Annotated in this window: 21 protein-coding genes and 1 pseudogene; 16 read left to right on the top strand and 6 right to left on the bottom strand. The window is 60.5% G+C overall.

The genetic code is table 11. The features are described 5' to 3' along the window. Positions 1-186: 186 nt before the first annotated feature. From mdcA to madM, 9 genes are all read left to right on the top strand, one after another. Positions 187-1857, top strand: a complete 1671-nt coding sequence (gene mdcA, locus K0P33_RS30175) for a malonate decarboxylase subunit alpha (protein ID WP_242153236.1) — start codon at positions 187-189, stop codon at positions 1855-1857. Beyond that, positions 1858-2691, top strand: a complete 834-nt coding sequence (locus K0P33_RS30170; RefSeq protein WP_242153232.1) for a triphosphoribosyl-dephospho-CoA synthase — start codon at positions 1858-1860, stop codon at positions 2689-2691. Next, positions 2691-2990, top strand: coding sequence for a malonate decarboxylase subunit delta (locus K0P33_RS30165; protein WP_094949142.1), 300 nt, complete (start codon positions 2691-2693; stop codon positions 2988-2990). The genes K0P33_RS30170 and K0P33_RS30165 overlap by 1 nt, the downstream gene beginning before the upstream one ends. Continuing rightward, on the top strand, positions 2983-3825 hold the full coding sequence (locus tag K0P33_RS30160; RefSeq protein ID WP_242153229.1) for a biotin-independent malonate decarboxylase subunit beta: 843 nt from the start codon (positions 2983-2985) through the stop codon (positions 3823-3825). The genes K0P33_RS30165 and K0P33_RS30160 overlap by 8 nt, the downstream gene beginning before the upstream one ends. Next, complete coding sequence (mdcE, locus tag K0P33_RS30155; RefSeq protein WP_094949140.1) at positions 3822-4592, top strand: biotin-independent malonate decarboxylase subunit gamma; 771 nt, start codon at positions 3822-3824, stop codon at positions 4590-4592. Before K0P33_RS30160 ends, mdcE begins: the two co-directional genes overlap by 4 nt. Beyond that, on the top strand, positions 4586-5182 hold the full coding sequence (locus K0P33_RS30150) for a malonate decarboxylase holo-ACP synthase (RefSeq protein WP_094949139.1): 597 nt from the start codon (positions 4586-4588) through the stop codon (positions 5180-5182). Before mdcE ends, K0P33_RS30150 begins: the two co-directional genes overlap by 7 nt. Beyond that, on the top strand, positions 5179-6078 hold the full coding sequence (mdcH, locus tag K0P33_RS30145) for a malonate decarboxylase subunit epsilon (RefSeq protein ID WP_242153226.1): 900 nt from the start codon (positions 5179-5181) through the stop codon (positions 6076-6078). Before K0P33_RS30150 ends, mdcH begins: the two co-directional genes overlap by 4 nt. Before the next feature lie 67 nt (positions 6079-6145). Then, on the top strand, positions 6146-6538 hold the full coding sequence (gene madL / locus K0P33_RS30140; protein ID WP_094949137.1) for a malonate transporter subunit MadL: 393 nt from the start codon (positions 6146-6148) through the stop codon (positions 6536-6538). 5 nt (positions 6539-6543) lie between these two features. Next, on the top strand, positions 6544-7308 hold the full coding sequence (gene madM, locus K0P33_RS30135) for a malonate transporter subunit MadM (RefSeq protein ID WP_094949235.1): 765 nt from the start codon (positions 6544-6546) through the stop codon (positions 7306-7308). Here the strand turns inward: madM and K0P33_RS30130 are convergent. Then, positions 7305-8219, bottom strand: a complete 915-nt coding sequence (locus K0P33_RS30130; RefSeq protein ID WP_242153223.1) for a LysR substrate-binding domain-containing protein — start codon at positions 8217-8219, stop codon at positions 7305-7307. The genes madM and K0P33_RS30130 overlap by 4 nt on opposite strands. Before the next feature lie 347 nt (positions 8220-8566). Here K0P33_RS30130 and K0P33_RS30125 point away from each other — a divergent pair, with 347 nt between their 5' ends. Continuing rightward, positions 8567-9184, top strand: coding sequence for a hemolysin III family protein (locus K0P33_RS30125; RefSeq protein WP_094949135.1), 618 nt, complete (start codon positions 8567-8569; stop codon positions 9182-9184). A gap of 85 nt (positions 9185-9269) precedes the next feature. On the opposite strand, the pseudogene K0P33_RS30120 reads toward K0P33_RS30125, so the two are convergent. Next, positions 9270-10645 (bottom strand): annotated as a pseudogene (locus K0P33_RS30120) (IS3 family transposase). A 127-nt stretch (positions 10646-10772) separates the two neighbouring features. Beyond that, entirely contained in the window at positions 10773-11675 is a 903-nt protein-coding gene (locus tag K0P33_RS30115; protein ID WP_094949134.1) for a LysR family transcriptional regulator, read from the bottom strand. Between the two features lie 108 nt (positions 11676-11783). On the opposite strand from K0P33_RS30115, the gene K0P33_RS30110 reads away from it, so the two are divergent. Genes K0P33_RS30110 through K0P33_RS30100 form a run of 3 tightly spaced genes read left to right on the top strand, consistent with a single transcriptional unit; the run spans position 11784 to position 14313 of the window. Beyond that, entirely contained in the window at positions 11784-13025 is a 1242-nt protein-coding gene (locus tag K0P33_RS30110; protein ID WP_242153219.1) for a D-amino acid dehydrogenase, read from the top strand. Between the two features lie 10 nt (positions 13026-13035). Further along, positions 13036-13386, top strand: a complete 351-nt coding sequence (locus K0P33_RS30105) for a RidA family protein (protein ID WP_094949132.1) — start codon at positions 13036-13038, stop codon at positions 13384-13386. Between the two features lie 24 nt (positions 13387-13410). Further along, positions 13411-14313: a transporter substrate-binding domain-containing protein gene (locus tag K0P33_RS30100; RefSeq protein ID WP_242153216.1), complete on the top strand. Its 903-nt coding sequence runs from the start codon at positions 13411-13413 to the stop codon at positions 14311-14313. A 68-nt stretch (positions 14314-14381) separates the two neighbouring features. On the opposite strand, the gene K0P33_RS30095 is transcribed toward K0P33_RS30100, so the two are convergent. Then, a complete protein-coding gene (locus K0P33_RS30095; RefSeq protein WP_242153214.1) occupies positions 14382-15101 on the bottom strand; it encodes a 16S rRNA (uracil(1498)-N(3))-methyltransferase in 720 nt (239 codons plus the stop codon). Positions 15102-15193: 92 nt separating this feature from the next. Beyond that, entirely contained in the window at positions 15194-16600 is a 1407-nt protein-coding gene (locus tag K0P33_RS30090; RefSeq protein WP_242153210.1) for an adenosylmethionine--8-amino-7-oxononanoate transaminase, read from the bottom strand. Between the two features lie 273 nt (positions 16601-16873). On the opposite strand from K0P33_RS30090, the gene K0P33_RS30085 reads away from it, so the two are divergent. Beyond that, entirely contained in the window at positions 16874-17425 is a 552-nt protein-coding gene (locus tag K0P33_RS30085; RefSeq protein WP_094949128.1) for a cytochrome b, read from the top strand. 32 nt (positions 17426-17457) lie between these two features. Continuing rightward, a complete protein-coding gene (locus K0P33_RS30080) occupies positions 17458-18036 on the top strand; it encodes a YceI family protein (RefSeq protein WP_094949127.1) in 579 nt (192 codons plus the stop codon). Between the two features lie 63 nt (positions 18037-18099). Here K0P33_RS30080 and K0P33_RS30075 read toward each other — a convergent pair whose 3' ends face one another. Next, positions 18100-18984, bottom strand: coding sequence for a LysR substrate-binding domain-containing protein (locus K0P33_RS30075; RefSeq protein ID WP_094949126.1), 885 nt, complete (start codon positions 18982-18984; stop codon positions 18100-18102). Positions 18985-19109: 125 nt separating this feature from the next. Here K0P33_RS30075 and K0P33_RS30070 point away from each other — a divergent pair, with 125 nt between their 5' ends. Continuing rightward, positions 19110-19484, top strand: a complete 375-nt coding sequence (locus K0P33_RS30070; protein ID WP_218193655.1) for a nuclear transport factor 2 family protein — start codon at positions 19110-19112, stop codon at positions 19482-19484. Positions 19485-19493: the final 9 nt, after the last annotated feature.

The following is a 19493-nucleotide window of genomic DNA, read 5'->3' as shown; positions in this document are numbered from 1 at the left end:
TTAGTGGGCGTTCACAGGGGGCGGCGGGGGTAGCCATCTCATTATTTTCAGTCTTTGTTTGGCTCAAGCCCTCATTTGCTGATAGTCCATTACTCCAACCGTAACGATCCAGCTTCGGGCTTGATTGATACCCCCCGATTTCACTCCTAAGGTACAGCCCACGACAGCAAACCCCGTGGAGCGACCATGACAACAACCATCACCCCCGACTCGCGCTGGACGCGGCGGCGCGACGAGAAGCAGCGGCGTCTCGGGCTGGTCAAAAAATACGCAGACGGGGCGGTGTTGCCCAGCGACAAAATCGTCGAGGCCCTGGAAGCCCTGATCCTCCCTGGCGACCGCGTGGTGCTGGAGGGCAATAACCAAAAGCAAGCCGATTTCCTCTCGCGCTCCCTGGCCAAGGCCAACCCGGCCAAGCTCCACGATTTGCACATGATCATGCCCAGTGTCGGCCGCTCCGAGCACTTGGACCTGTTTGAAAAGGGTATCGCGCGCAAGCTGGATTTCTCCTTTGCCGGCACCCAATCCTTGCGCATCAGCCAGTTGCTGGAAGACGGCTTGCTGGAAATCGGCGCGATCCACACCTATATCGAACTCTACGCACGGCTGGTGGTGGATTTGATCCCCAACGTCGTACTGTCGGCCGGTTTCATGGCCGACCGCGCCGGCAATATCTACACTGGCGCCAGCACCGAAGACACGCCGGCGCTGATCGAGCCTGCCGCGTTCAGCGATGGCATCGTGATCGTGCAGGTCAACCAGTTGGTGGATGACGTCACGGATTTGCCCCGCGTCGACATCCCAGCCAGCTGGGTGGATTTTGTGGTGGTGGCCGACAAGCCGTTCTACATCGAGCCGTTGTTCACCCGCGACCCGCGCCATATCAAGCCGGTGCATGTGCTGATGGCGATGATGGCGATCCGTGGCATCTACGAAAAACACAATGTGCAGTCGCTTAACCATGGCATTGGCTTCAACACCGCCGCCATCGAATTGATCCTGCCGACCTACGGCGAATCTCTCGGTCTGAAGGGCAAAATTTGCCGCAACTGGACCCTCAACCCGCACCCGACACTGATCCCCGCTATCGAAAGCGGCTGGGTGCAAAGCGTGCATTGCTTCGGCACCGAACTGGGCATGGAGAACTACATCGCCGCCCGCCCGGATGTGTTCTTCACCGGCCGTGACGGCTCGATGCGTTCCAACCGGATGTTCTGCCAACTCGCCGGCCAGTACGCGGTGGACCTGTTTATCGGCGCCACCCTGCAAGTGGATGGCGACGGGCATTCCTCCACCGTAACCCGTGGCCGCCTCGCCGGTTTTGGTGGTGCGCCGAACATGGGCCATGACCCGCGCGGCCGTCGCCATGGCACCCCGGCGTGGCTGGATATGCGCCACGATGACGCGCCGCAAGCCTTGCTTGAACGTGGCAAAAAGTTGGTTGTACAAATGGTTGAAACCTTCCAGGAAGGCGGCAAACCTACGTTCGTCGAAACCCTCGACGCAGTGGAAGTGGCGCGCAAAAGCGGCATGCCGCTGGCGCCGATCATGATCTACGGCGACGACGTCACCCACTTGCTCACCGAAGAAGGCATCGCCTACCTGTACAAGGCGCGCTCCTTGGAAGAGCGCCAGGCGATGATCGCCGCCGTGGCAGGCGTCACCGCCATCGGCATGCGCCACAACCCCAAGGACACCGCGCGCATGCGCCGCGAAGGCTTGATCGCCTTGCCCGAAGACCTCGGCATCCGCCGCACCGACGCCACCCGTGAGCTGTTGGCCGCCAAGAGTGTGGCCGACTTGGTGGAGTGGTCCGGTGGCTTGTACAACCCGCCCGCCAAGTTCAGGAGCTGGTAAATGCGCGCGCTCAAATTGCATGAAATAAGCCTCGCTGATCGCCTGGCGGATAGGGCCGTCGATGCGCTGATCGATGAGGCTGACCTGTCGCCCAAACCCGCCTTGGTGGACCGTCGCAGCAACGGCGCCCACAGCGATTTGCACCTGGGCCTGATGCACGCTTCGGCACTGTCACTGTGGCCGATGTTCAAAGAAATGGCGGAAGCCGCGCTTGAATTCGGTGAAGTCGGTTTACCTCTGCGCGAAGCCCTCGGGCGTATCGGTCGTGAAGGTGAACAGGCCATGCTCACCACCACCCACGGCGTGAACACCCATCGCGGCGCGATCTGGGCGCTCGGTTTACTTACCGCTGCCGCCGCCCTGGAGCCACGCGCCGTCACGCTGACGGCGGCCAAACTGGCCCTGCTCAACGACCGCTACGCCCCGCAGCCCCTGAGCCACGGCGCCCAGGTTGCGCAACGCTACGGCGCGCGCGGCGCCCGTGAAGAAGCGCAACTGGGCTTCCCATCCGTGATGCAACGCGGCCTGCCGCAACTGCACAAAAGCCGCCGGCAAAACGCTGGCGAACAAAACGCCCGCCTGGACGCCTTGCTCGCGATCATGACCGACCTGGTCGACACCTGCGTGCTCTACCGCGCAGGCACCGAAGGCTTGCACGCCATGCAACGCGGTGCCCAAGCCGTGCTGGATGCGGGCGGCAGCGCAACCCTCGCCGGCCGGCGCCAACTGCACGCACTCGATCTCCAATTGCTGGCCCTGAATGCCTCCCCCGGCGGCGCCGCCGACCTGTTGGCCGCCTGCCTGTTTATCGACCGCCTCGACGGAGCGTTGTGATGGAAACCTTATCCTTTGAATTCCCCGCCGGGCAGCCGCCCAAGGGCCGTGCGCTGGTGGGGTGTGTCGGCTCCGGCGACCTGGAAGTGCTGCTGGAACCGGGCACGCCCGGCACGCTGACTATCCAGGTGCAGACCTCGGTGAATGGCGCCGAACAACGCTGGCAGCATCTGTTCGAGCGGATCTTCCAGGCGTACACGCCGCCGGCCTTGAAGATTGATATCCACGACTTTGGCGCCACGCCCGGCGTGGTGCGCTTGCGCCTGGAGCAAGGCTTCGAGGAGATCGGCCATGACTGACTTGCTCAACAAACACAGCTTCGTTGAACTGGGCGCACGGCAGCGGGCCAAGGCCTTGCTGGACGCCGGCTCTTATCGCGAACTGATCGACCCCTTTCAACGCGTGATGTCGCCCTGGCTCAGCCGCCAAGGCGTGGTGCCCCAGGCCGATGACGGCGTGGTGATTGCCAAGGGCAACATCGCCGGATTGCCAGTCGTGGTCGCTGCTATCGAAGGCAACTTCCAGGGCGGCAGCCTGGGTGAGGTCGGCGGCGCGAAAATCGCCGGTGCCCTGGAACTGGCGGCTGAAGACAACCGCAAGGGCATCCCGACCCGCGCGGTGCTGTTGCTGGAAACCGGCGGCGTGCGCCTGCAGGAAGCCAACCTCGGCCTGGCGGCGATTGCCGATATCCACGCGGCGATTGTCGACCTGCGTCAGTACCAGCCGGTGATCGGCGTGGTGGCGGGCAGTGTTGGTTGCTTTGGCGGCATGTCCATCGCCGCGGGGTTGTGCAGTTACCTCGTCGTTACCCGCGAAGCGCGCCTGGGCCTTAACGGCCCGCAAGTGATCGAGCAGGAAGCGGGCCTGGACGAATACGACTCTCGCGACCGCCCGTTTATCTGGAGCCTCACCGGAGGCGAGCAACGTTTTAACAGCGGCTTGGCTGACCGTTATGTGGCGGACGATGTGGCGCAGGTGCAACAGACTGTCACCGCGCTGTTGCAACAAGGCTTGCCCGAACGTCAGCGCAGCCGTCAGGCCGATGTCTACCTGGCGCGCCTGGCCGAACTCGACGCCACGCCGCAAATCGACGCGGCCACGGTGCGCGACCTGTATCAAGGAGACCGCTCATGAGAGGGTTGCAGTGGTTCAACGCATTGAGCGCCGGCGCCACGCCTGTGGAAGGGCTGCCGGCCTCGCTGAAAGTCGCCGACGGCGTGTTAGGTGAACAAGCCGTGCGCTTCATCGCCGTGGTCACCGACGCGCAAAACCGTTTCCCGCGTGCGCGCAATGGCGAAGTCGGCTTGCTCGAAGGCTGGGGCTTGGCCAAGGCCGTGGACGAAGCCATCGCCCGTGGCGACAAGCGCCCGATCATCGCCATCGTCGATGTGCCCAGCCAAGCTTACGGCCGTCGCGAAGAAGCCCTCGGCATCCATCAAGCCCTGGCCGCCGCCGCCGACAGCTACGCCCGCGCTCGGTTGGCCGGCCACCCAGTAATCGCGTTGCTGGTGGGCAAGGCCATGTCCGGGGCGTTTCTCGCCCACGGCTATCAGGCCAACCGGATGATCGCCCTGCGTGACCCCGGCGTGATGGTGCACGCCATGGGCAAGGCCTCGGCGGCGCGGGTGACCCTGCGCAGCGTCGAAGAGCTCGAAGCCCTGGCCGCCAGCGTACCGCCCATGGCCTACGACATCGACAGTTATGCCAGCCTCGGTTTGCTCTGGGAAACGCTGTCGGTCAGGCAGATTGAACAACCCACGGCGGACGATGTGGTGCGGGTCAGTGATTGCTTGCTGCACGCTATCAACGATGTCGCTGGCCCGGATTTAAAAGGACGCCTGGGCGCCACCCATCGCGCCGCTTCCAGCCACGTACGCCAACTGCTGCGGGAGCAGTGGTGAACGCGCACGATTTGCTCTGGGGCATGGCCCCGGCGCATCTGCCCACCGATGCGCCGGCCTGGGCGCTGGATGTGATCAGCGCCGGCCACCCGGTGGTGGTGCGTCGTGCCATCGCCGAGTCGGGCCAGGTGGCGATCGGCGTGCGCGGGCGTTTGCGTGAGCAGCGGTTTGCGGCAGTGATGCCCGTCGCGGCCGTGCAGCGGCGAGTAACGCCGGAGGCTTTGCGTGGGGTGATCTCGCGTCGGGATCTACCGGCGTTGCGCGCGCTCGATCTACTGCGCCCGGTGTTGGCGCAGGAGGCGTGGGGCGTCACAGGCAGCGCGGGTTTCGAGCTGGCCAGCGGAATTGAAGCGCTGCATGAGCAGAGCGACCTGGATTTGATCCTGCGCACGCCCGAGCGGCTGGCGCGCGGCGATGCCGAGGATCTGCTGGCGATACTGGACACCGCACCGTGTGCCGTGGACCTGCAACTGCAAACCCCATTTGGCGCCGTTGCCTTGCGCGAATGGGCCGGCGGCTCACGCCGGGTACTGCTGAAAACCCTCAGCGGCGCGCATTTGGTGGTGGACCCGTGGCAGGCCGTGGCATGAGCAGCCTTCTGGTGTTTCCGGGGCAGGGCGCCCAACGCACGGGCATGCTCCAGGCGCTGGCGGCTGACATTCTGCAAGAAGCCAGTGATGCCTTGGGCGAAGACGTTCGCACGCTCGATTCGGCACACGCCTTGGCAAGCACGCGTGCCGTTCAGCTATGCCTGCTGATCGTCGGTGTCGCCCATGCCCGCCAGTTGCAACACACGCCCGATTACGTCGCGGGCCTGTCCATCGGCGCCTACCCGGCGGCGGTGATCGCGGGCGCCCTGGATTTTGCCGACGCAGTAAAACTGGTCAGCCTGCGCGGCGAACTGATGCAAAGCGCTTATCCACAAGGCTTTGGGATGACCGCGATCATCGGCCCGGCGTTATCCACAGTCGAAAATGTGCTCGCCGAAATCCACAGCCCGCAAACCCCGGTGTATTTGGCCAATATCAACGCCGACAACCAAACCGTCATCGCCGGCAGCGACGAGGCAATGAAGCTCGTCGTAGCACGCATCAAAGGCAACGGCGTTGCTAAGCGCCTGGCCGTCAGCGTGCCGTCCCATTGCGCGCTGCTGGAGGCGCCTGCCCAGGCGCTGGCCCAAGCGTTCGTGACGCTCAAAGCGCCGCGTATTACCTACCTGAGCAGCACCCGCGCGCGGCCGATCCACAACCCTGAGCAACTGCGCGACGACCTGGCCTTCAACATGTGCCGCATTGTCGATTGGCGCGGCACCGTGCAGAGCGCCTACGAGCGTGGCGTGCGCTTGCAAATCGAACTGCCGCCGGGCGCGGTGCTGACCGGCCTGTCACGCCGTGTCTTCGAACAAGGTACGGTGATCGCCTGCGAAGGCGCACGCCTGGACACCTTGCAGGCCCTGCTGCAAGAGGAGGAGCGCCGCCACCGATAAAGCATTACCCAAGGCTTTCGAAGCACAAAAACAACAATTTCGATGAAGCACTTTGAGGAAAAACACGATGATTATTTACGGTGTAGCGTTTCTAGCGTTTTGTACGCTGGTGGGGCTGTTTGTGGGCGAGGTGCTGGGTAAGTTACTGGGCATCCCAGCCAACGTTGGTGGCGTGGGTATCGCCATGTTGTTGCTGATCGGCCTGGGCAGTTATTTGCAAAAACGCGGCCTGTTTGTCGGCAAGTCCGAGCAGGGCCTGACGTTCTGGGCGGCGATTTACATTCCTATTGTGGTCGCCATGGCGGCCCAGCAAAACGTCTACGGCGCGATCAAGGGCGGCCCTATGGCGATTCTGGCTGGCACGCTTGCAGTGGTGCTGGGCTTTGCCTTAGTGCCGCTGCTGTCACGCATCGGCAACCGTGAGCCGCGCGCGGTTGTTCCCACCAAAGAAGCCGGGTGATCGTCATGTACGAATCGATGATGAAAGTGATCACCGGCTACGGCCTGATCAGTGGTTTTGCCGTGATCGGCCTGACCATGTGGGTGTCCTACTGGATCTCCAATAACTTTACCAAAGGCCGTCTGCACGGCTCGGCCATCGCTATTTTGCTTGGGCTGGCGCTGTCCTATGTCGGTGGCGCATTTACCGGTGGCTCCAAAGGGGTGGTGGATATTCCGTTGCTGTCGGGCATCGGCCTGTTGGGCGGTGCAATGCTGCGGGACTTTGCGATTGTCGCCACGGCGTTTGGGGTGAGTGTCGATGAGCTCAAACGCGCCGGCTATGCCGGTGTGCTGGCACTGTTTGTCGGCGTGGGTTCATCGTTTATCGCCGGGGTCGGCGTGGCCATGGCGTTCGGTTATACCGATGCGGTGAGTCTGACCACGATCGGTGCTGGCGCCGTGACTTATATTGTCGGGCCGGTCACCGGTGCGGCGATTGGCGCCAGCTCCGAGGTGATGGCGCTGTCCATTGCCGCGGGGTTGATCAAGGCGATTCTGGTGATGGTCATGACGCCGTTCGTGGCGCCGTTTATCGGCCTTAACAACCCTCGCAGCGCAGTGATTTTCGGAGGTTTGATGGGTACGTCCAGCGGCGTGGCCGGCGGGTTAGCGGCAACCGATCCGAAACTGGTGCCGTATGGCTGCCTCACAGCCGCGTTTTATACGGCGCTGGGGTGTTTGCTGGGGCCGTCGTTGTTGTTTCTGATCATGCGTGGCTTGGTGGGTTAGCCGCCCCGATTGGCATACATCCGACACTCGGCCAACAGCGCCAGCAAATTCGGGTCGCGCTCCTTGGCCTTCAAAAACGCCACGCCAATATGCTGCTGCAACCGATACCTGGGTTGCAGCGGTATCAGCTTCACGCGGTTCTCATACACCGCCGCAATCCGCCCCGGCAGCAGCGCATAACCCACGCCAGAACTGACCATGCTCAGCAGCGTGAAGATGTCATTGACCTGCATCGCCACCTTCGGCTCAAACCCCGCCTGCTTGAACACCCGGTTGCCATCCTGATGGGTGGCGAAGCCTTGGGTGAGGGTGATGAAGGTCGCGTCGCGCACGTCGGCCAGGTCGATTTCCTGTTCGCGGTCGAAGGGTGAATCGGCCGGCGTGGCGAGGAATATGTCGTCGGTGAATAGCGCGATCTGTTCGCAATCAGGGTCGTTGGCGCGTTCGTCGAAGGAGATCAGGATCGCGTCCACTTCCATGTTCTTGAGCTTGTAGAGCAGGTCGAAGTTGGAGCCCAGGATCAGGTCGATATTAAGTTCGCTGCGACGGATTTTCAGGCCCATGATCAGCTGCGGTACGGTTTTGACCGTCAGCGAATACAGCGAGCCGAGCTTGAAGCGCTCAGCTGAAAAGCCCGCAGCTTCGCGGGTCAGGCGCACGCTGTCGACCACGTCGGCCACCAGCTTTTGCGCGCGTTCCTCCAACACGTAAGCGCTTTCCAGCGGGGTGAGGTTGCGCCCTTCGTGTTTGAACAAGGGGCAGCGCAGCGCGTTTTCCAGCGAGTGGATGGCGCGGTGCACGCTGACGTTGCTGGTTTGCAGCTCGGCGGCGGCGCGGGCCAGGTTGCCGGTGCGCATGAACGCCAGGAAGATCTCGAGCTTCTTGAGGGTGAATTCTTCGTCGATCAGCATGGCCGTGGCTCTTATTTGAATGCCGTCGATTGTGCCTCTAAAACCAGTTTGCTCCCAGCCATGCACTGCACCGCCACTTGGCATAGGCCAAACCTGCGCACGCGGTGATCAATGGGGGGAACAGGTACCGCCTGCACACGGTCACAACCGCACCCGCCAAACTAAGCAGGCGTCGGCCGAAGAGAATGCCGACGTTGGCGAAGTTGGGGCCCAGGCATGAAGCGAATCATCTATCGGCGTATGCGTTTGGGAAAATGAAGAAAAGGTTGTTACCTGCCGAGCCGCCCAGCGCGTCAGAATGCAGGTAGCACAACCAAGTGGTAACCGTTATTCGAGGTGAGTGACACATGTATCACGGGGAACGATTCAACGCCTGGAGCCATTTGTTCGGGGCGGTTGCAGCTTTTGTGGGGGCAGTGTGGATGTTGGTGGTGGCGAGCCTGGACGGCAGCCCCTGGAAGATCGTCAGCGTGGCGATTTATGGCTTTACGCTGCTGGTGCTGTACAGCGCGTCCACCGTGTACCACAGCGTGCGCGGGCGGCGAAAAGCGATCATGCAGAAGGTCGACCACTTTTCGATCTACCTGCTGATCGCCGGCAGCTACACGCCGTTTTGCCTGGTGACGCTGCGCGGGCCGTGGGGGTGGACGCTGTTCGGGATCGTGTGGGGGCTGGCGGTGATTGGCATCCTGCAAGAGATCAAGCCGCGCTCCGAGGCGCGCATTCTGTCGATTGTGATCTACGCGGTGATGGGCTGGATCGTGCTGGTGGCGGTCAAGCCGCTGCTTGCCGCGTTGGGTACGGCGGGCTTTGTGTGGCTGGCCTCGGGCGGGGTGTTGTACACCGTGGGCATCATCTTTTTTGCCCTGGAAGATCGTATGCGCCATTCCCATGGGATCTGGCACTTGTTCGTGATCGGCGGCAGCGTGCTGCATTTTGTGGCGATCATGCATTACGTGCTGTAACAGGCAACGCGGTTAAAAAATGTGGGAGCGGGCGTGCTCGCGAATGCGGTGTTGAAGTGCGCCCCAAAAGTTGGACAGCTAATGGTTAGGCTACCGCGGACCGGGTTCTGTAAGCCACAGGGCTCAGTCCGCCAAGCTTCGTTTTGATTCGCTTATGGTTGTAGTAATGGATGTACTTATCCAGCCCGGCCTGCAGCTGAGCAACGCTGTCGAAGCTTTCCCGATAGTAAAACTCCGACTTCAGGGTACCGAAAAAGCTTTCCATTGTGGCGTTGTCATAGCAGTTCCCTTTGCGAGACATGCTCTGTTCCAACCCAGCTTTTTCCAGTTTTTCCCGATACTTTGAGTGTCGATAGTGCCAGCCCTGATCCGAGTGCAGCATGGGTTTGGCGCCTTCGGGCAAGCGCTCAAGGGCAAGCTCCAGCATGTCGCCTACCAAGGCGTATTGGGGGCGGACGGCGGTCTTATAGGCCACAATCTCTCCGTTGTACAAGTCCAGTACTGGGGACAGATACAGCTTTTTGCCGGCCACTTTGAACTCGGTGACATCGGTTACCCATTTCTGATTTGGTTGCTCAGCTTCGAACTGACGAGCCAGGATATTGGGCGATACCTCTCCCATTGGCCCTTTATACGATTTGTATTTTTTCGGTCGCACTGTGCATTTCAGGCCTAACTCTCCCATCAGCCGTCGTACCGTTTTACCGTTGATCAACGGCGTTTGCTTACGTAGCTCTAAAGTCATCCGACGGTAACCAAGGCGGCCCTCATTCTCGTCTTGGATAGTCTGGATAGAGGCTTTGATCGAGATAAACCGGTCCGCAACGCCCATCGCCTTGAGTTGGTAGTAGTACGTACTTCGCGCAAGACCTACCAGCTTGAGCAAATCACTCAAGGGGAAAGCTTGTTTGAGCTCAGTGACTAATCGGGCTTTTTCTTCGCTTCTCTCTCTCGCCTCATCACCGCCTCGCCCAACTCTCCAAGCTTTTTTAGGTAGGCGTTCTCCATGCGCAAATACTGCAGTTCATCGAGTAATGCCTTGTGTGCAAGCTGTGCGTCGGTGAGTGGGGTGGTAGTTTTACGCGGTTTAGAAGGCGGCTTGGGCATAGCGGTAATCGATCCTTTTTTCCCTGACTCCAGGGCTTCAATACCGCCACTGTAATACTGCTGTTGCCATCTGCCCACCTGGCTTGAGTTACCCAGGTTGAAGAGCGCCGCTGCGCGGCGCAAAGATAAGGAGTCGCGCCACATGCGTTGCAGCACTGAAAACTTGAACAAGGGACTGTAGCGTTCGCCGGTTCTGCTTAGACAGGCTTCGCCATGTAATCGGTAAGCCTCCACCCAACGACGAAGCAAGGTGGGATCCATTTGAAATTGAGCGGCTATGCGGCGAAAGCCTCGGCCCTGTTCAAGGAAAGTGGTAATGGCGGAAAGCTTGAACTGCGTCGTGTATTTGCTCATGAAAAGCCTCAGGAGTTGGACGGGTGTCCAACTTCTGGGGCGCACTTCAGTGTATCAGTGACGGATGAAGTGGCTGACACGCCGCATTCGCGAGCAAGCCCGCTCCCACATTAGTTTTGTGGTGTTCTCATAAGCGTTCCAGCAGTTCACGCGCGCGCTTGCCGAAAATCTGCAGCAGGTTCGCCAGCATATGCGGCGGCGGTTCATCGGCGCGGGTCAGCGCGTACAGGGTGATCGGCAGCGGCGGGGTAAGCGTACGGATGCAGGTAGTGGCCGTCGACGCGCCGAGGGCGGTGAACGGGTCGATCACGGTCAAACCGGCGCCGGACTCCACCATGGCCCGGGCCAGGGAATAGGTCTGTACGGAAATGGTCACCCGCGGCGGCGGGTCGACATTTTCCAGGTAACTGTCGAGTTTGGCCGCCAACGGGTCGGCGCTGGACAAGCCAATCAACGGCGCCCCCGCCAGATCGGCCAGTGGCAGTGGTTGGTGCAATTGCGCCTGCGGCCAATAGCCTTTTGAAGCCAACGCCACCAACACCCCATTGGCCAACACTTGCGTGGTCAAGCCGGGGTGGCCGGAGAAGTTGAGGGTCAGTGCCAGGTCGATCTCACGCATCAACAGCTTCTGTACCAACTCGCGGCTGTGGTCGCTGGACAGCTCGCAGGCGATGTCCGGGTAGTCGCGCGTCCACTCCAGAATCGCCGGCGGCAGCAGCGACAGGGCCAGCGCCGGAATGGCGCCTATGCGCACGCTCTGGCCTGGCTCGCGGCGCAAGCTCTTGGCCAGGCGCCGCACACCTTGCAGGCTCTGTGTGACTTTCTCGACTTCGCTTTCCAGCGCCAGGGCTTCCGGGGTGGGCTGCAACTTGCCGCGCACGCGCAGAAACAGCGGGAAACCCAATTGCAGCTCGGCGTGCTGCAACACTTTGGTCACCGCCGGTTGCGAGACGTGCAGCAACTGCGCGGCGGCGCTGACCGAGCCGGTTTGGCGGATAGCCTGGAAGATTTCGATATGACGTAAGCGCATGGCACGTCCATAACCTTTGTTTATAGGTGACCCATCTTTATTCATTGTCGCGGGCCTGTCACCTGGCCCTACGCTTGAGGCCTATTCATTCAACGGTAGGGGGCGGGGATGGCCAAGCGCATTTGCATCATCGGCGGTGGCGTCATCGGCTTGGCGACTGCCTACGCGCTGGTGCGTGCCGGGCACGCGGTAACGGTGATCGAGGCGCGCGACAGCCTGGGCAGCGAGACCAGTTTCGCCAACGGTGGGCAATTGTCCTACCGCTACGTCGCGCCGTTGGCCGATAAAGGCGTGCCGCTGCAAGCCCTTGGCTGGCTGCTGCGTGGTGATTCGCCGCTGAAGCTGCGCCCGCGCCTCGACCCGCAGCAATGGCGCTGGATGGCGGCGTTTCTCGGCGCCTGCCGTGGCTCGGTGAACCAGCGTAATGCCGCTCACCTGCTGCGCCTGGCGTCCTTGAGCCAGGCCACCTTGCAACAGTGGCGCGAGGATGACCGCCTGGGCGACTTCGACTGGCGGCGCAACGGCAAGCTGGTGACCTTTCGCAGCGCTGGTACTTTCGACAAGGCACGCAGCAGGGTCACCGATATTCTGCAGCAGCAGGTGCTGTTGGCCGCCGACTGCGCGTGCCTGGAACCGGCGTTGGCGGGCGGTGATTTTGTCGGTGGCATCTACACGCCCAATGAAGAAGTCGCGGACTGTCATGCCTTCTGCCAGCGGCTGGCCGCGCGGCTTGAGGCCTCGGGGCTTTGCACCTTTTTGCTGGGGCGCAAGGTCACGCAAATCCGCCACGCCGACGGTGCGGTGCAGGCCATCGTGCTCGGCGATGAAGTGCTGCCGGTGGAACACGTGGTACTGGCGGCCGGGCATCGCAGTGCGCAGTTGGGGTTGCCTGGCCTGTCGCTGCCGCTGTATCCGCTCAAGGGCTACAGCCTGAGCGTGCCGATTGGGGCGCAGCACCAGGCGCCGAGCGTGAGCATCACCGACTATGACCGCAAGATTGTTTATGCGCGGATTGGCGAGCAGCTGCGTGTGGCCGCCATGGTCGATATCGTCGGCTTTGACGCGAGCCTTGAGCCCAAGCGCCTGGCGCTGATCAAACGCCAGGCGCTGGAGACGTTTCCCCATGCCGGCGACTATGCCCACGCTGTCGAATGGGCCGGCATGCGCCCCGCCACGCCAACCGGGGTGCCGCTGATTGGCGCCAGTGCTTATCGCAACCTGTGGCTGAACCTGGGCCACGGCGCGCTCGGCTTTACCTTGGCCTGCGGCAGCGGCCAACTGCTGGCCGAGTTGATCGGCCAGCACGTTCCTTCCATTGATATGCAGGGCCTGACGCCCCGCGCCGCTTGAGGATGCAGCCATGACCATCAACCGAATCAGCAGCAATGAGCGCCTATCTGGCGCCGTCACCTTCAAGGACCTGGTGTTTCTTTCGGGCCAGGTGCCGGGTGAGGGCCAGGATGTGGCCACGCAAACCCGCGAAGTATTGGCCAAGATCGATGCATTGCTGGCGCAAGCCGGCAGTGATAAGGATCACCTGCTCAACGCAACGATTTACCTGAAAAACATCGGTGACGGTTTTGCGCCGATGAATGCAGTGTGGGCCGCGTGGCTGTCGCCAGGCATGGCGCCCACGCGCACGACCTTGCAGGCAGAACTGGCGCGCCCGACTGTGCTGGTGGAAATCAGCGTGATTGCTATCCGTAAATAACCGCAAGACCAACGGAGAATAACAATGAAAAAAATCCTGTTGACCGGCTGCACCCTGGGGCTTTTGTTTGGCGCCCAGGTTCAGGCGACTGAAACCCCGCTGGACGGCACGTTGAGCAAGATCGCCAGTGCCAAGTCCATCACCTTGGGTTATCGCGATGCGTCGGTGCCGTTCTCCTACGTTGGGGATCACAGCGGCAAGCCCATGGGCTATTCGGTCGACCTGGCGAGCAAGATCGTCGAGCGTGTCCAGCAGAAAACCGGGCTGGCCAACCTCGGCGTGAAGTACAACCTGGTGACTTCCCAAACCCGTATCCCGCTGGTGCAAAACGGCACGGTGGACCTGGAATGCGGCTCCACCGGCGTGACCGCCGAGCGGCAGAAGCAGGTGGCGTTTTCGTACGGGTTTATCTACGTGAAGGGCCAGTTGCTGACCGCCAAGGACAGCGGGATTCAAGGCTTTGAAGACCTCAAAGGCAAGAATGTGGTGACCACCGCCGGCACCACTAACGAACGCTTTCTGAAGAGCTATAACGCCGAACACAAGGCCAATATGTTTGTGATCAGCGCCAAGGACCACGGCGAAGCCTTCAAGATGCTCGAGACCGGACGTGCGGTGGCGTTTTACATGGATGACGCGTTGCTCTACGGCGAGCGCGCCAAGGCGCGTGACCCGCATCGCTGGGTGGTGGTGGGCAAGGAGCAGTCGCGGGAGATCTACAGTTGCATGGTGCGCAAGGACGACCCGCAGTTTCTCGCGGTGGTCAACGAAACACTCGGCGACCTGTATCGCTCCGGGGAGATCAACGGAATTTACCAGCGTTGGTTTGAACAGCCGATTCCGCCCAAGGGCTTGAACCTGGAATTCCCGATGACGGCTGAGTTGAAGGCGATTATTGCCAAGCCGGTCAGTGATCCGGTGGACTGACAGCCCGGTTCAAAATGTGGGAGCAGGCAAGCCAGCTCCCACAGTTGAATGGGGTTCACACGGCAGGGCTAGAAGTCGCCCCAGAGTTGCTGTGCGACGGCCAGCGCCACCACTGGCGCTGTTTCAGTGCGCAGCACCCGCGGGCCGAGGCGGGCGGCGTGGAAACCGGCGCCTTGGGCAGTTTGGACTTCGTTATCGGTCAACCCACCTTCAGGCCCGATCAGGAACGCCAGGCTCGCAGGCTTGGCATGGCTGATCATCGGCTCGGCCACTGGGTGCAGCACCAGTTTCAAATCGGCCTCGGCCTGCTTTAACCAGTCCGCCAGCAGCAGCGGCGGGTGAATCACCGGCACCGTTGAACGCCCGCATTGCTCACACGCACTGATTGCCACCTGGCGCCAGTGCAGCAGGCGTTTGTCGGCGCGTTCGTCCTTGAGGCGTACTTCGCAGCGGTCGCTGAAGATCGGCGTGATTTCATTCACGCCCAGTTCGGTGGCTTTCTGGATCGCCCAATCCATCCGCTCGCCCCGGGACAAGCCCTGGCCGAGGTGGATGTGCAGGGGCGATTCGGTCTGGCCTGCGAAGCTTTCGGTGAGTTGCACGCTGACGCGTTTTTTACCAACCTCCAGCAACGTGCCCGAAAACTCCTGGCCGGAGCCGTCAAACAGTTGCACGGCATCGCCTTCGCCCATGCGCAATACGCGGCTGATGTAGTGCGCCTGGGCTTCGGGCAGTTCGTGCTCGCCGAGGCTCAGCGGGGTGTCGGTGAAAAAGCGGGACAGTCTCATTTCTGTTCTCTGGAGAAGGTTGTGCACAGCGGACGCGCAGCGTCTTGGGCTGCATTCCCACGCAGAGCGTGGGAACGATCAGGTAGGGACCGTCAGCCTGGATCGCGGAAGCCTGGGTGGAAGTCTTTGGGCACCGCAACGCTGACTTTACTGTTGGTGGCGATATCGATGCCTTCGCTGGCCACTTCGGCCAGAAAGTCGATCTGCTCCGGTGTGATCACATACGGCGGCAGGAAATACACCACGCTGCCCAACGGCCGCAACAGTGCGCCGCGCTCCAACGCGTGTTCGAACACCTTCAGGCCACGGCGCTCCTGCCACGGGTAGGCGGTCTTGGTGGCTTTGTCCTGCACCATCTCGATGGCCAGCACCATGCCGGTCTGGCGCACTTCCGACACGTGCGGGTGGTCCACCAGGTGTGCGGTGGCCGTGGCCATGCGCTGGGCCAGGGCCTTGTTGTTTTCGATGACGTTGTCTTCTTCGAAAATATCCAGGGTCGCCAGCGCCGCGGCACACGCCAGCGGGTTGCCGGTGTAGCTGTGGGAGTGCAGGAAGGCGCGCAGGGTTGGGTAGTCGTCGTAGAAAGCGTCGTAGACATCGTCGGTGGTGACCACCGCCGCCAGCGGCAAATAGCCGCCGGTGAGGGCTTTGGATAAGCACAGGAAATCCGGGCGGATGCCGGCCTGTTCACAGGCGAACATCGTGCCGGTGCGGCCAAAGCCCACGGCGATTTCGTCGTGTATCAGGTGCACGCCGTATTTGTCGCAGGCTTCACGCAGCAGCTTGAGGTACACCGGGTGGTACATGCGCATGCCGCCGGCGCCTTGGATCAGCGGTTCGAGGATAACGGCGGCGACGCTGTCGTGGTTCTCGGCCAGGGTCTGTTCCATGGCCAGGAACATGTTGCGCGAGTGCTCTTCCCAGCTCATGCCCTCGGGGCGCAGGTAGCAATCCGGGCTGGGCACTTTAATAGTGTCCAGCAGCAGTGCTTTGTAGGTTTCAGTAAACAGCGGCACGTCGCCCACCGACATCGCGGCGATAGTTTCGCCGTGGTAGCCGTTGGTCAGGGTCACGAAGCGCTTTTTGTTCGGCAGGCCGCGGTTGAGCCAGTAGTGAAAGCTCATCTTCAGCGCGACTTCGATGCACGACGAACCGTTATCGGCATAGAAGCAGCGGGTCAGGCCTTCGGGCGTCATTTTGACCAAGCGCTCGGACAGCTCGATCACCGGCTGGTGGCTGAAACCGGCGAGGATCACGTGTTCCAGCTGATCAACTTGATCTTTGATGCGTTGGTTGATGCGCGGGTTGGCGTGGCCGAACACATTGACCCACCAGGAACTGACGGCGTCGAGGTAGCGCTTGCCTTCGAAGTCTTCCAGCCATACGCCTTCACCGCGTTTGATCGGGATCAGCGGCAATTGCTGGTGGTCTTTCATCTGGGTGCAGGGATGCCACAGCACCGCGAGGTCGCGTTGCATCCACTGGTTGTTCAAGCCCATCGTCTATCTCCTCGAAGCGGTCCTGCGGCCTGCGCAGGTGAAACAATCGCGCAAGCCTATGCAATGGTCGGCTGTGTCACAACCCATTACGGATAAATTCGTAGTAAACGCAGGACGGTCTGTCACGTTTCTTAGCAATAGTCCTTAATCCATTGTTAACGTACTGTGCATAACCTCTTGATCGTATTTCTCGATATTTCAAAGCGAAATTTTGAGCTTTAATTCGATAGGTAAATCGCTAGTCTTGGGCACAGTTCTTACGGGATTTGGGACATGCAGCTACGTAATTCACCGGCCCGCTATGGCTGGGTCAGTATGGTTTTGCACTGGGGTGTGGCCCTGGTGGTGTTCAGTTTGTTCGCCTTGGGCCTGTGGATGGTCGGTCTCGACTACTACAGCGCCTGGCGCAAAGACGCGCCCGACCTGCACAAGAGCATTGGCATCACGCTGTTCGCCATCATGCTGGTGCGCATCGTCTGGCGTCTGGTCAGCCCACCGCCACCACCGCTGGCCAGTTACAGCCGCTTGACCCGCATGGGGGCCGCGTTTGGCCATGTTTTTCTTTATCTCGGGCTGTTTGCCGTGATGATTGCCGGTTACCTGATTTCCACCGCAGACGGTGTCGGTATTCCGGTATTTGGCCTGTTTGAAATCCCTGCCGTGGTTTCCGGGCTACCGGACCAGGCAGACACCGCCGGCGTGGTGCACCTGTACCTCGCCTGGGTGTTGGTGGTCTTCGCCGGTTTGCACGGCGTGGCTGCGTTGAAACACCACTTTATCGATCGTGATGCGACCCTCAACCGAATGCTGGGGCGCAAAGCCTGATGTTCAACCTCGACTCATAAGGAATAGAAAGCATGTTGAAAAAGACTCTCGCTGCTCTGGCACTTGGTACTGCTCTGCTGTCTGCAGGTCAGGTCATGGCCGCTGACTACAAGATCGATAAGGAAGGCCAGCACGCCTTCATCGACTGGAAAATCAGCCACCTTGGCTACAGCTTCATCCACGGTACCTTCAAGGACTGGGATGGTTCGTTCAGCTGGGATGCCGCCAAGCCTGAAGCCAGCAAAATCGCCGTCGACGTGAAAACCGCCAGCCTGTGGTCCAACCACGCAGAGCGTGACAAGCACATCGCCAGCAAAGATTTCCTGGACGTCGCCAAGTTCGCTGATGCCAAGTTCGTGTCTACCGCGGTTAAATCAACCGGCGAAAAAACTGCTGACGTGACCGGCGACCTGACCTTTCATGGCGTGACCAAACCTGTGACCTTCAAGGCCACTTTCAACGGTGAAGGCAAAGACCCATGGGGCGGCGAACGTGCTGGCTTCAACGCCACCACCACGCTGAACCTGAACGACTTCGGCGTCAAAGGCCCAGGCCCGACTTCCCAGACCGTGGACCTGGACATCTCGCTGGAAGGTGTCAAAGCGAAGTAATTACTTTCGCTGCTTCACACTCAAAACGCCGACCTCAGGGTCGGCGTTTTACTGTCTGCCTGCTTATAAACTGGCCTTATAGATCACCACTTGCTCTTTGAGCCAGGTGTGCAGCGAGGTTAACTGCGCTGAATGTTTACTGCCGACCGGCCAGACCAGAAAGTAGCGTGAAGTGTGCACCGGTTCGATATCGGTGAGCCTGACCAAGTCCCCACGTTGAATCAGTGAGTGAGCAATCGAGCGGCGGGTCAGCGCGACGCCATACCCCAGCCTGACCGCTTCAAGCATCAACGTAGAGTCGGTGAACTCCAGCGAGGCTTGAGGGCGTTGTTCTTCCGCGCCGGCTGCACCGAGCCAAATTGGCCAGCTTTCACTGGCGTGCAGCAGTGGCTGCTCCAAGATGGCTTGCGCAGTGTCGGGCAACACGCCGTGATTGAAGTCGCGCGCGGCGACCACCAGCAATGAGTCATCCATCAGCGTTTCGCAATGCACATCGGGCCATTGCCCATGGCCGAAGCGGATGGCGCAGTCGAGCGGGCCCTGCCCGAAGCTGGCGAACTCCATGCCCGACTCCAATCTCAGGTGCAGTTCGGGGTGGGCGCTTCTGAAATCATGCAAACGCGGCAGCAACCAATGCATGGCATAGGAGGGCAGCACCGACACGGTCAGTTGCGGGTGCTTGGTCTTCGCCAGGAGCTTTTCCGTGACGCCTGCGATCTCGCCCAGTGCTTGCCTGATCTGGTAGGCATACACACGTCCCTCATCAGTCAGTATCAGGGAGCGTTTGTTGCGCATCACCAAGGCGATACCCAAATATTCCTCGAGAGAGCGAATCTGGTGGCTGACCGCACTGTGGGTCACATGCAGTTCAATCGCTGCCAGGTTCACCTTGCCCAGTCGAGCCAATGCCTCGAAGGCTCGTAACGCGGCGAGAGGAGGGAGTTTCATTGTGTGAATTCCTTTCACATAAAAACCCAATAATAGCCGCTATACGTGAAATAAAGGGACTAACGATAATGCGCGACCGGTTATTTATTTAAATAGCCCTGTGTTGAAATCGGGAGTTTTGAATCGTGATAGATGAAATTCAGGCGTTTCTGAAAGACTACTTTGATGTGTTGCAAACTCAGGACTTGAACAAGTTCGATCAGGTGTTTCACCGTGGCTGCGTGCTCTATAGCGCGCAGAATGCGGACGTGGTTGTGCGGCCTTTTGCTGAGTATCGCGCCATGGTTCAAGGCCGTAAGTCACCCTATGAGGGCGGCTTTCCACAACTTGATGAAGTGCTGATGATTGACGTGATGTCCTCGGAAATGGCCATCGTGAAGGTGCGCCTGCGCTTGTTCAATAATGTAATGGTCGACTATTTGAATCTTATGAAAGTTGAGGGGCGCTGGATGATCTTCGCCAAACTTTTTCATAAGGCGGGTGACGCGACTGAACAATAACTTAACCGC

Source organism: Pseudomonas sp. ArH3a, assembly GCF_022648765.1.
Taxonomy (GTDB): domain Bacteria; phylum Pseudomonadota; class Gammaproteobacteria; order Pseudomonadales; family Pseudomonadaceae; genus Aquipseudomonas.
Note: the sequence above shows the minus strand (reverse complement) of the source record. Positions and strands in the feature narration are given on the sequence as shown.

Excerpts from the sequence above, each read along its gene's own strand:
- mdcA (WP_242153236.1), top strand. The coding sequence starts at position 187 with ATGACAACAACCATCACCCCCGACTCGCGCTGGACGCGGCGGCGCGAC.
- K0P33_RS30170 (WP_242153232.1), top strand. The coding sequence starts at position 1,858 with ATGCGCGCGCTCAAATTGCATGAAATAAGCCTCGCTGATCGCCTGGCG.
- K0P33_RS30165 (WP_094949142.1), top strand. The coding sequence starts at position 2,691 with ATGGAAACCTTATCCTTTGAATTCCCCGCCGGGCAGCCGCCCAAGGGC.
- K0P33_RS30160 (WP_242153229.1), top strand. The coding sequence starts at position 2,983 with ATGACTGACTTGCTCAACAAACACAGCTTCGTTGAACTGGGCGCACGG.
- mdcE (WP_094949140.1), top strand. The coding sequence starts at position 3,822 with ATGAGAGGGTTGCAGTGGTTCAACGCATTGAGCGCCGGCGCCACGCCT.
- mdcH (WP_242153226.1), top strand. The coding sequence starts at position 5,179 with ATGAGCAGCCTTCTGGTGTTTCCGGGGCAGGGCGCCCAACGCACGGGC.
- madL (WP_094949137.1), top strand. The coding sequence starts at position 6,146 with ATGATTATTTACGGTGTAGCGTTTCTAGCGTTTTGTACGCTGGTGGGG.
- madM (WP_094949235.1), top strand. The coding sequence starts at position 6,544 with ATGTACGAATCGATGATGAAAGTGATCACCGGCTACGGCCTGATCAGT.
- K0P33_RS30130 (WP_242153223.1), bottom strand. The coding sequence starts at position 8,219 with ATGCTGATCGACGAAGAATTCACCCTCAAGAAGCTCGAGATCTTCCTG.
- K0P33_RS30125 (WP_094949135.1), top strand. The coding sequence starts at position 8,567 with ATGTATCACGGGGAACGATTCAACGCCTGGAGCCATTTGTTCGGGGCG.
- K0P33_RS30115 (WP_094949134.1), bottom strand. The coding sequence starts at position 11,675 with ATGCGCTTACGTCATATCGAAATCTTCCAGGCTATCCGCCAAACCGGC.
- K0P33_RS30110 (WP_242153219.1), top strand. The coding sequence starts at position 11,784 with ATGGCCAAGCGCATTTGCATCATCGGCGGTGGCGTCATCGGCTTGGCG.
- K0P33_RS30105 (WP_094949132.1), top strand. The coding sequence starts at position 13,036 with ATGACCATCAACCGAATCAGCAGCAATGAGCGCCTATCTGGCGCCGTC.
- K0P33_RS30100 (WP_242153216.1), top strand. The coding sequence starts at position 13,411 with ATGAAAAAAATCCTGTTGACCGGCTGCACCCTGGGGCTTTTGTTTGGC.
- K0P33_RS30095 (WP_242153214.1), bottom strand. The coding sequence starts at position 15,101 with ATGAGACTGTCCCGCTTTTTCACCGACACCCCGCTGAGCCTCGGCGAG.
- K0P33_RS30090 (WP_242153210.1), bottom strand. The coding sequence starts at position 16,600 with ATGGGCTTGAACAACCAGTGGATGCAACGCGACCTCGCGGTGCTGTGG.
- K0P33_RS30085 (WP_094949128.1), top strand. The coding sequence starts at position 16,874 with ATGCAGCTACGTAATTCACCGGCCCGCTATGGCTGGGTCAGTATGGTT.
- K0P33_RS30080 (WP_094949127.1), top strand. The coding sequence starts at position 17,458 with ATGTTGAAAAAGACTCTCGCTGCTCTGGCACTTGGTACTGCTCTGCTG.
- K0P33_RS30075 (WP_094949126.1), bottom strand. The coding sequence starts at position 18,984 with ATGAAACTCCCTCCTCTCGCCGCGTTACGAGCCTTCGAGGCATTGGCT.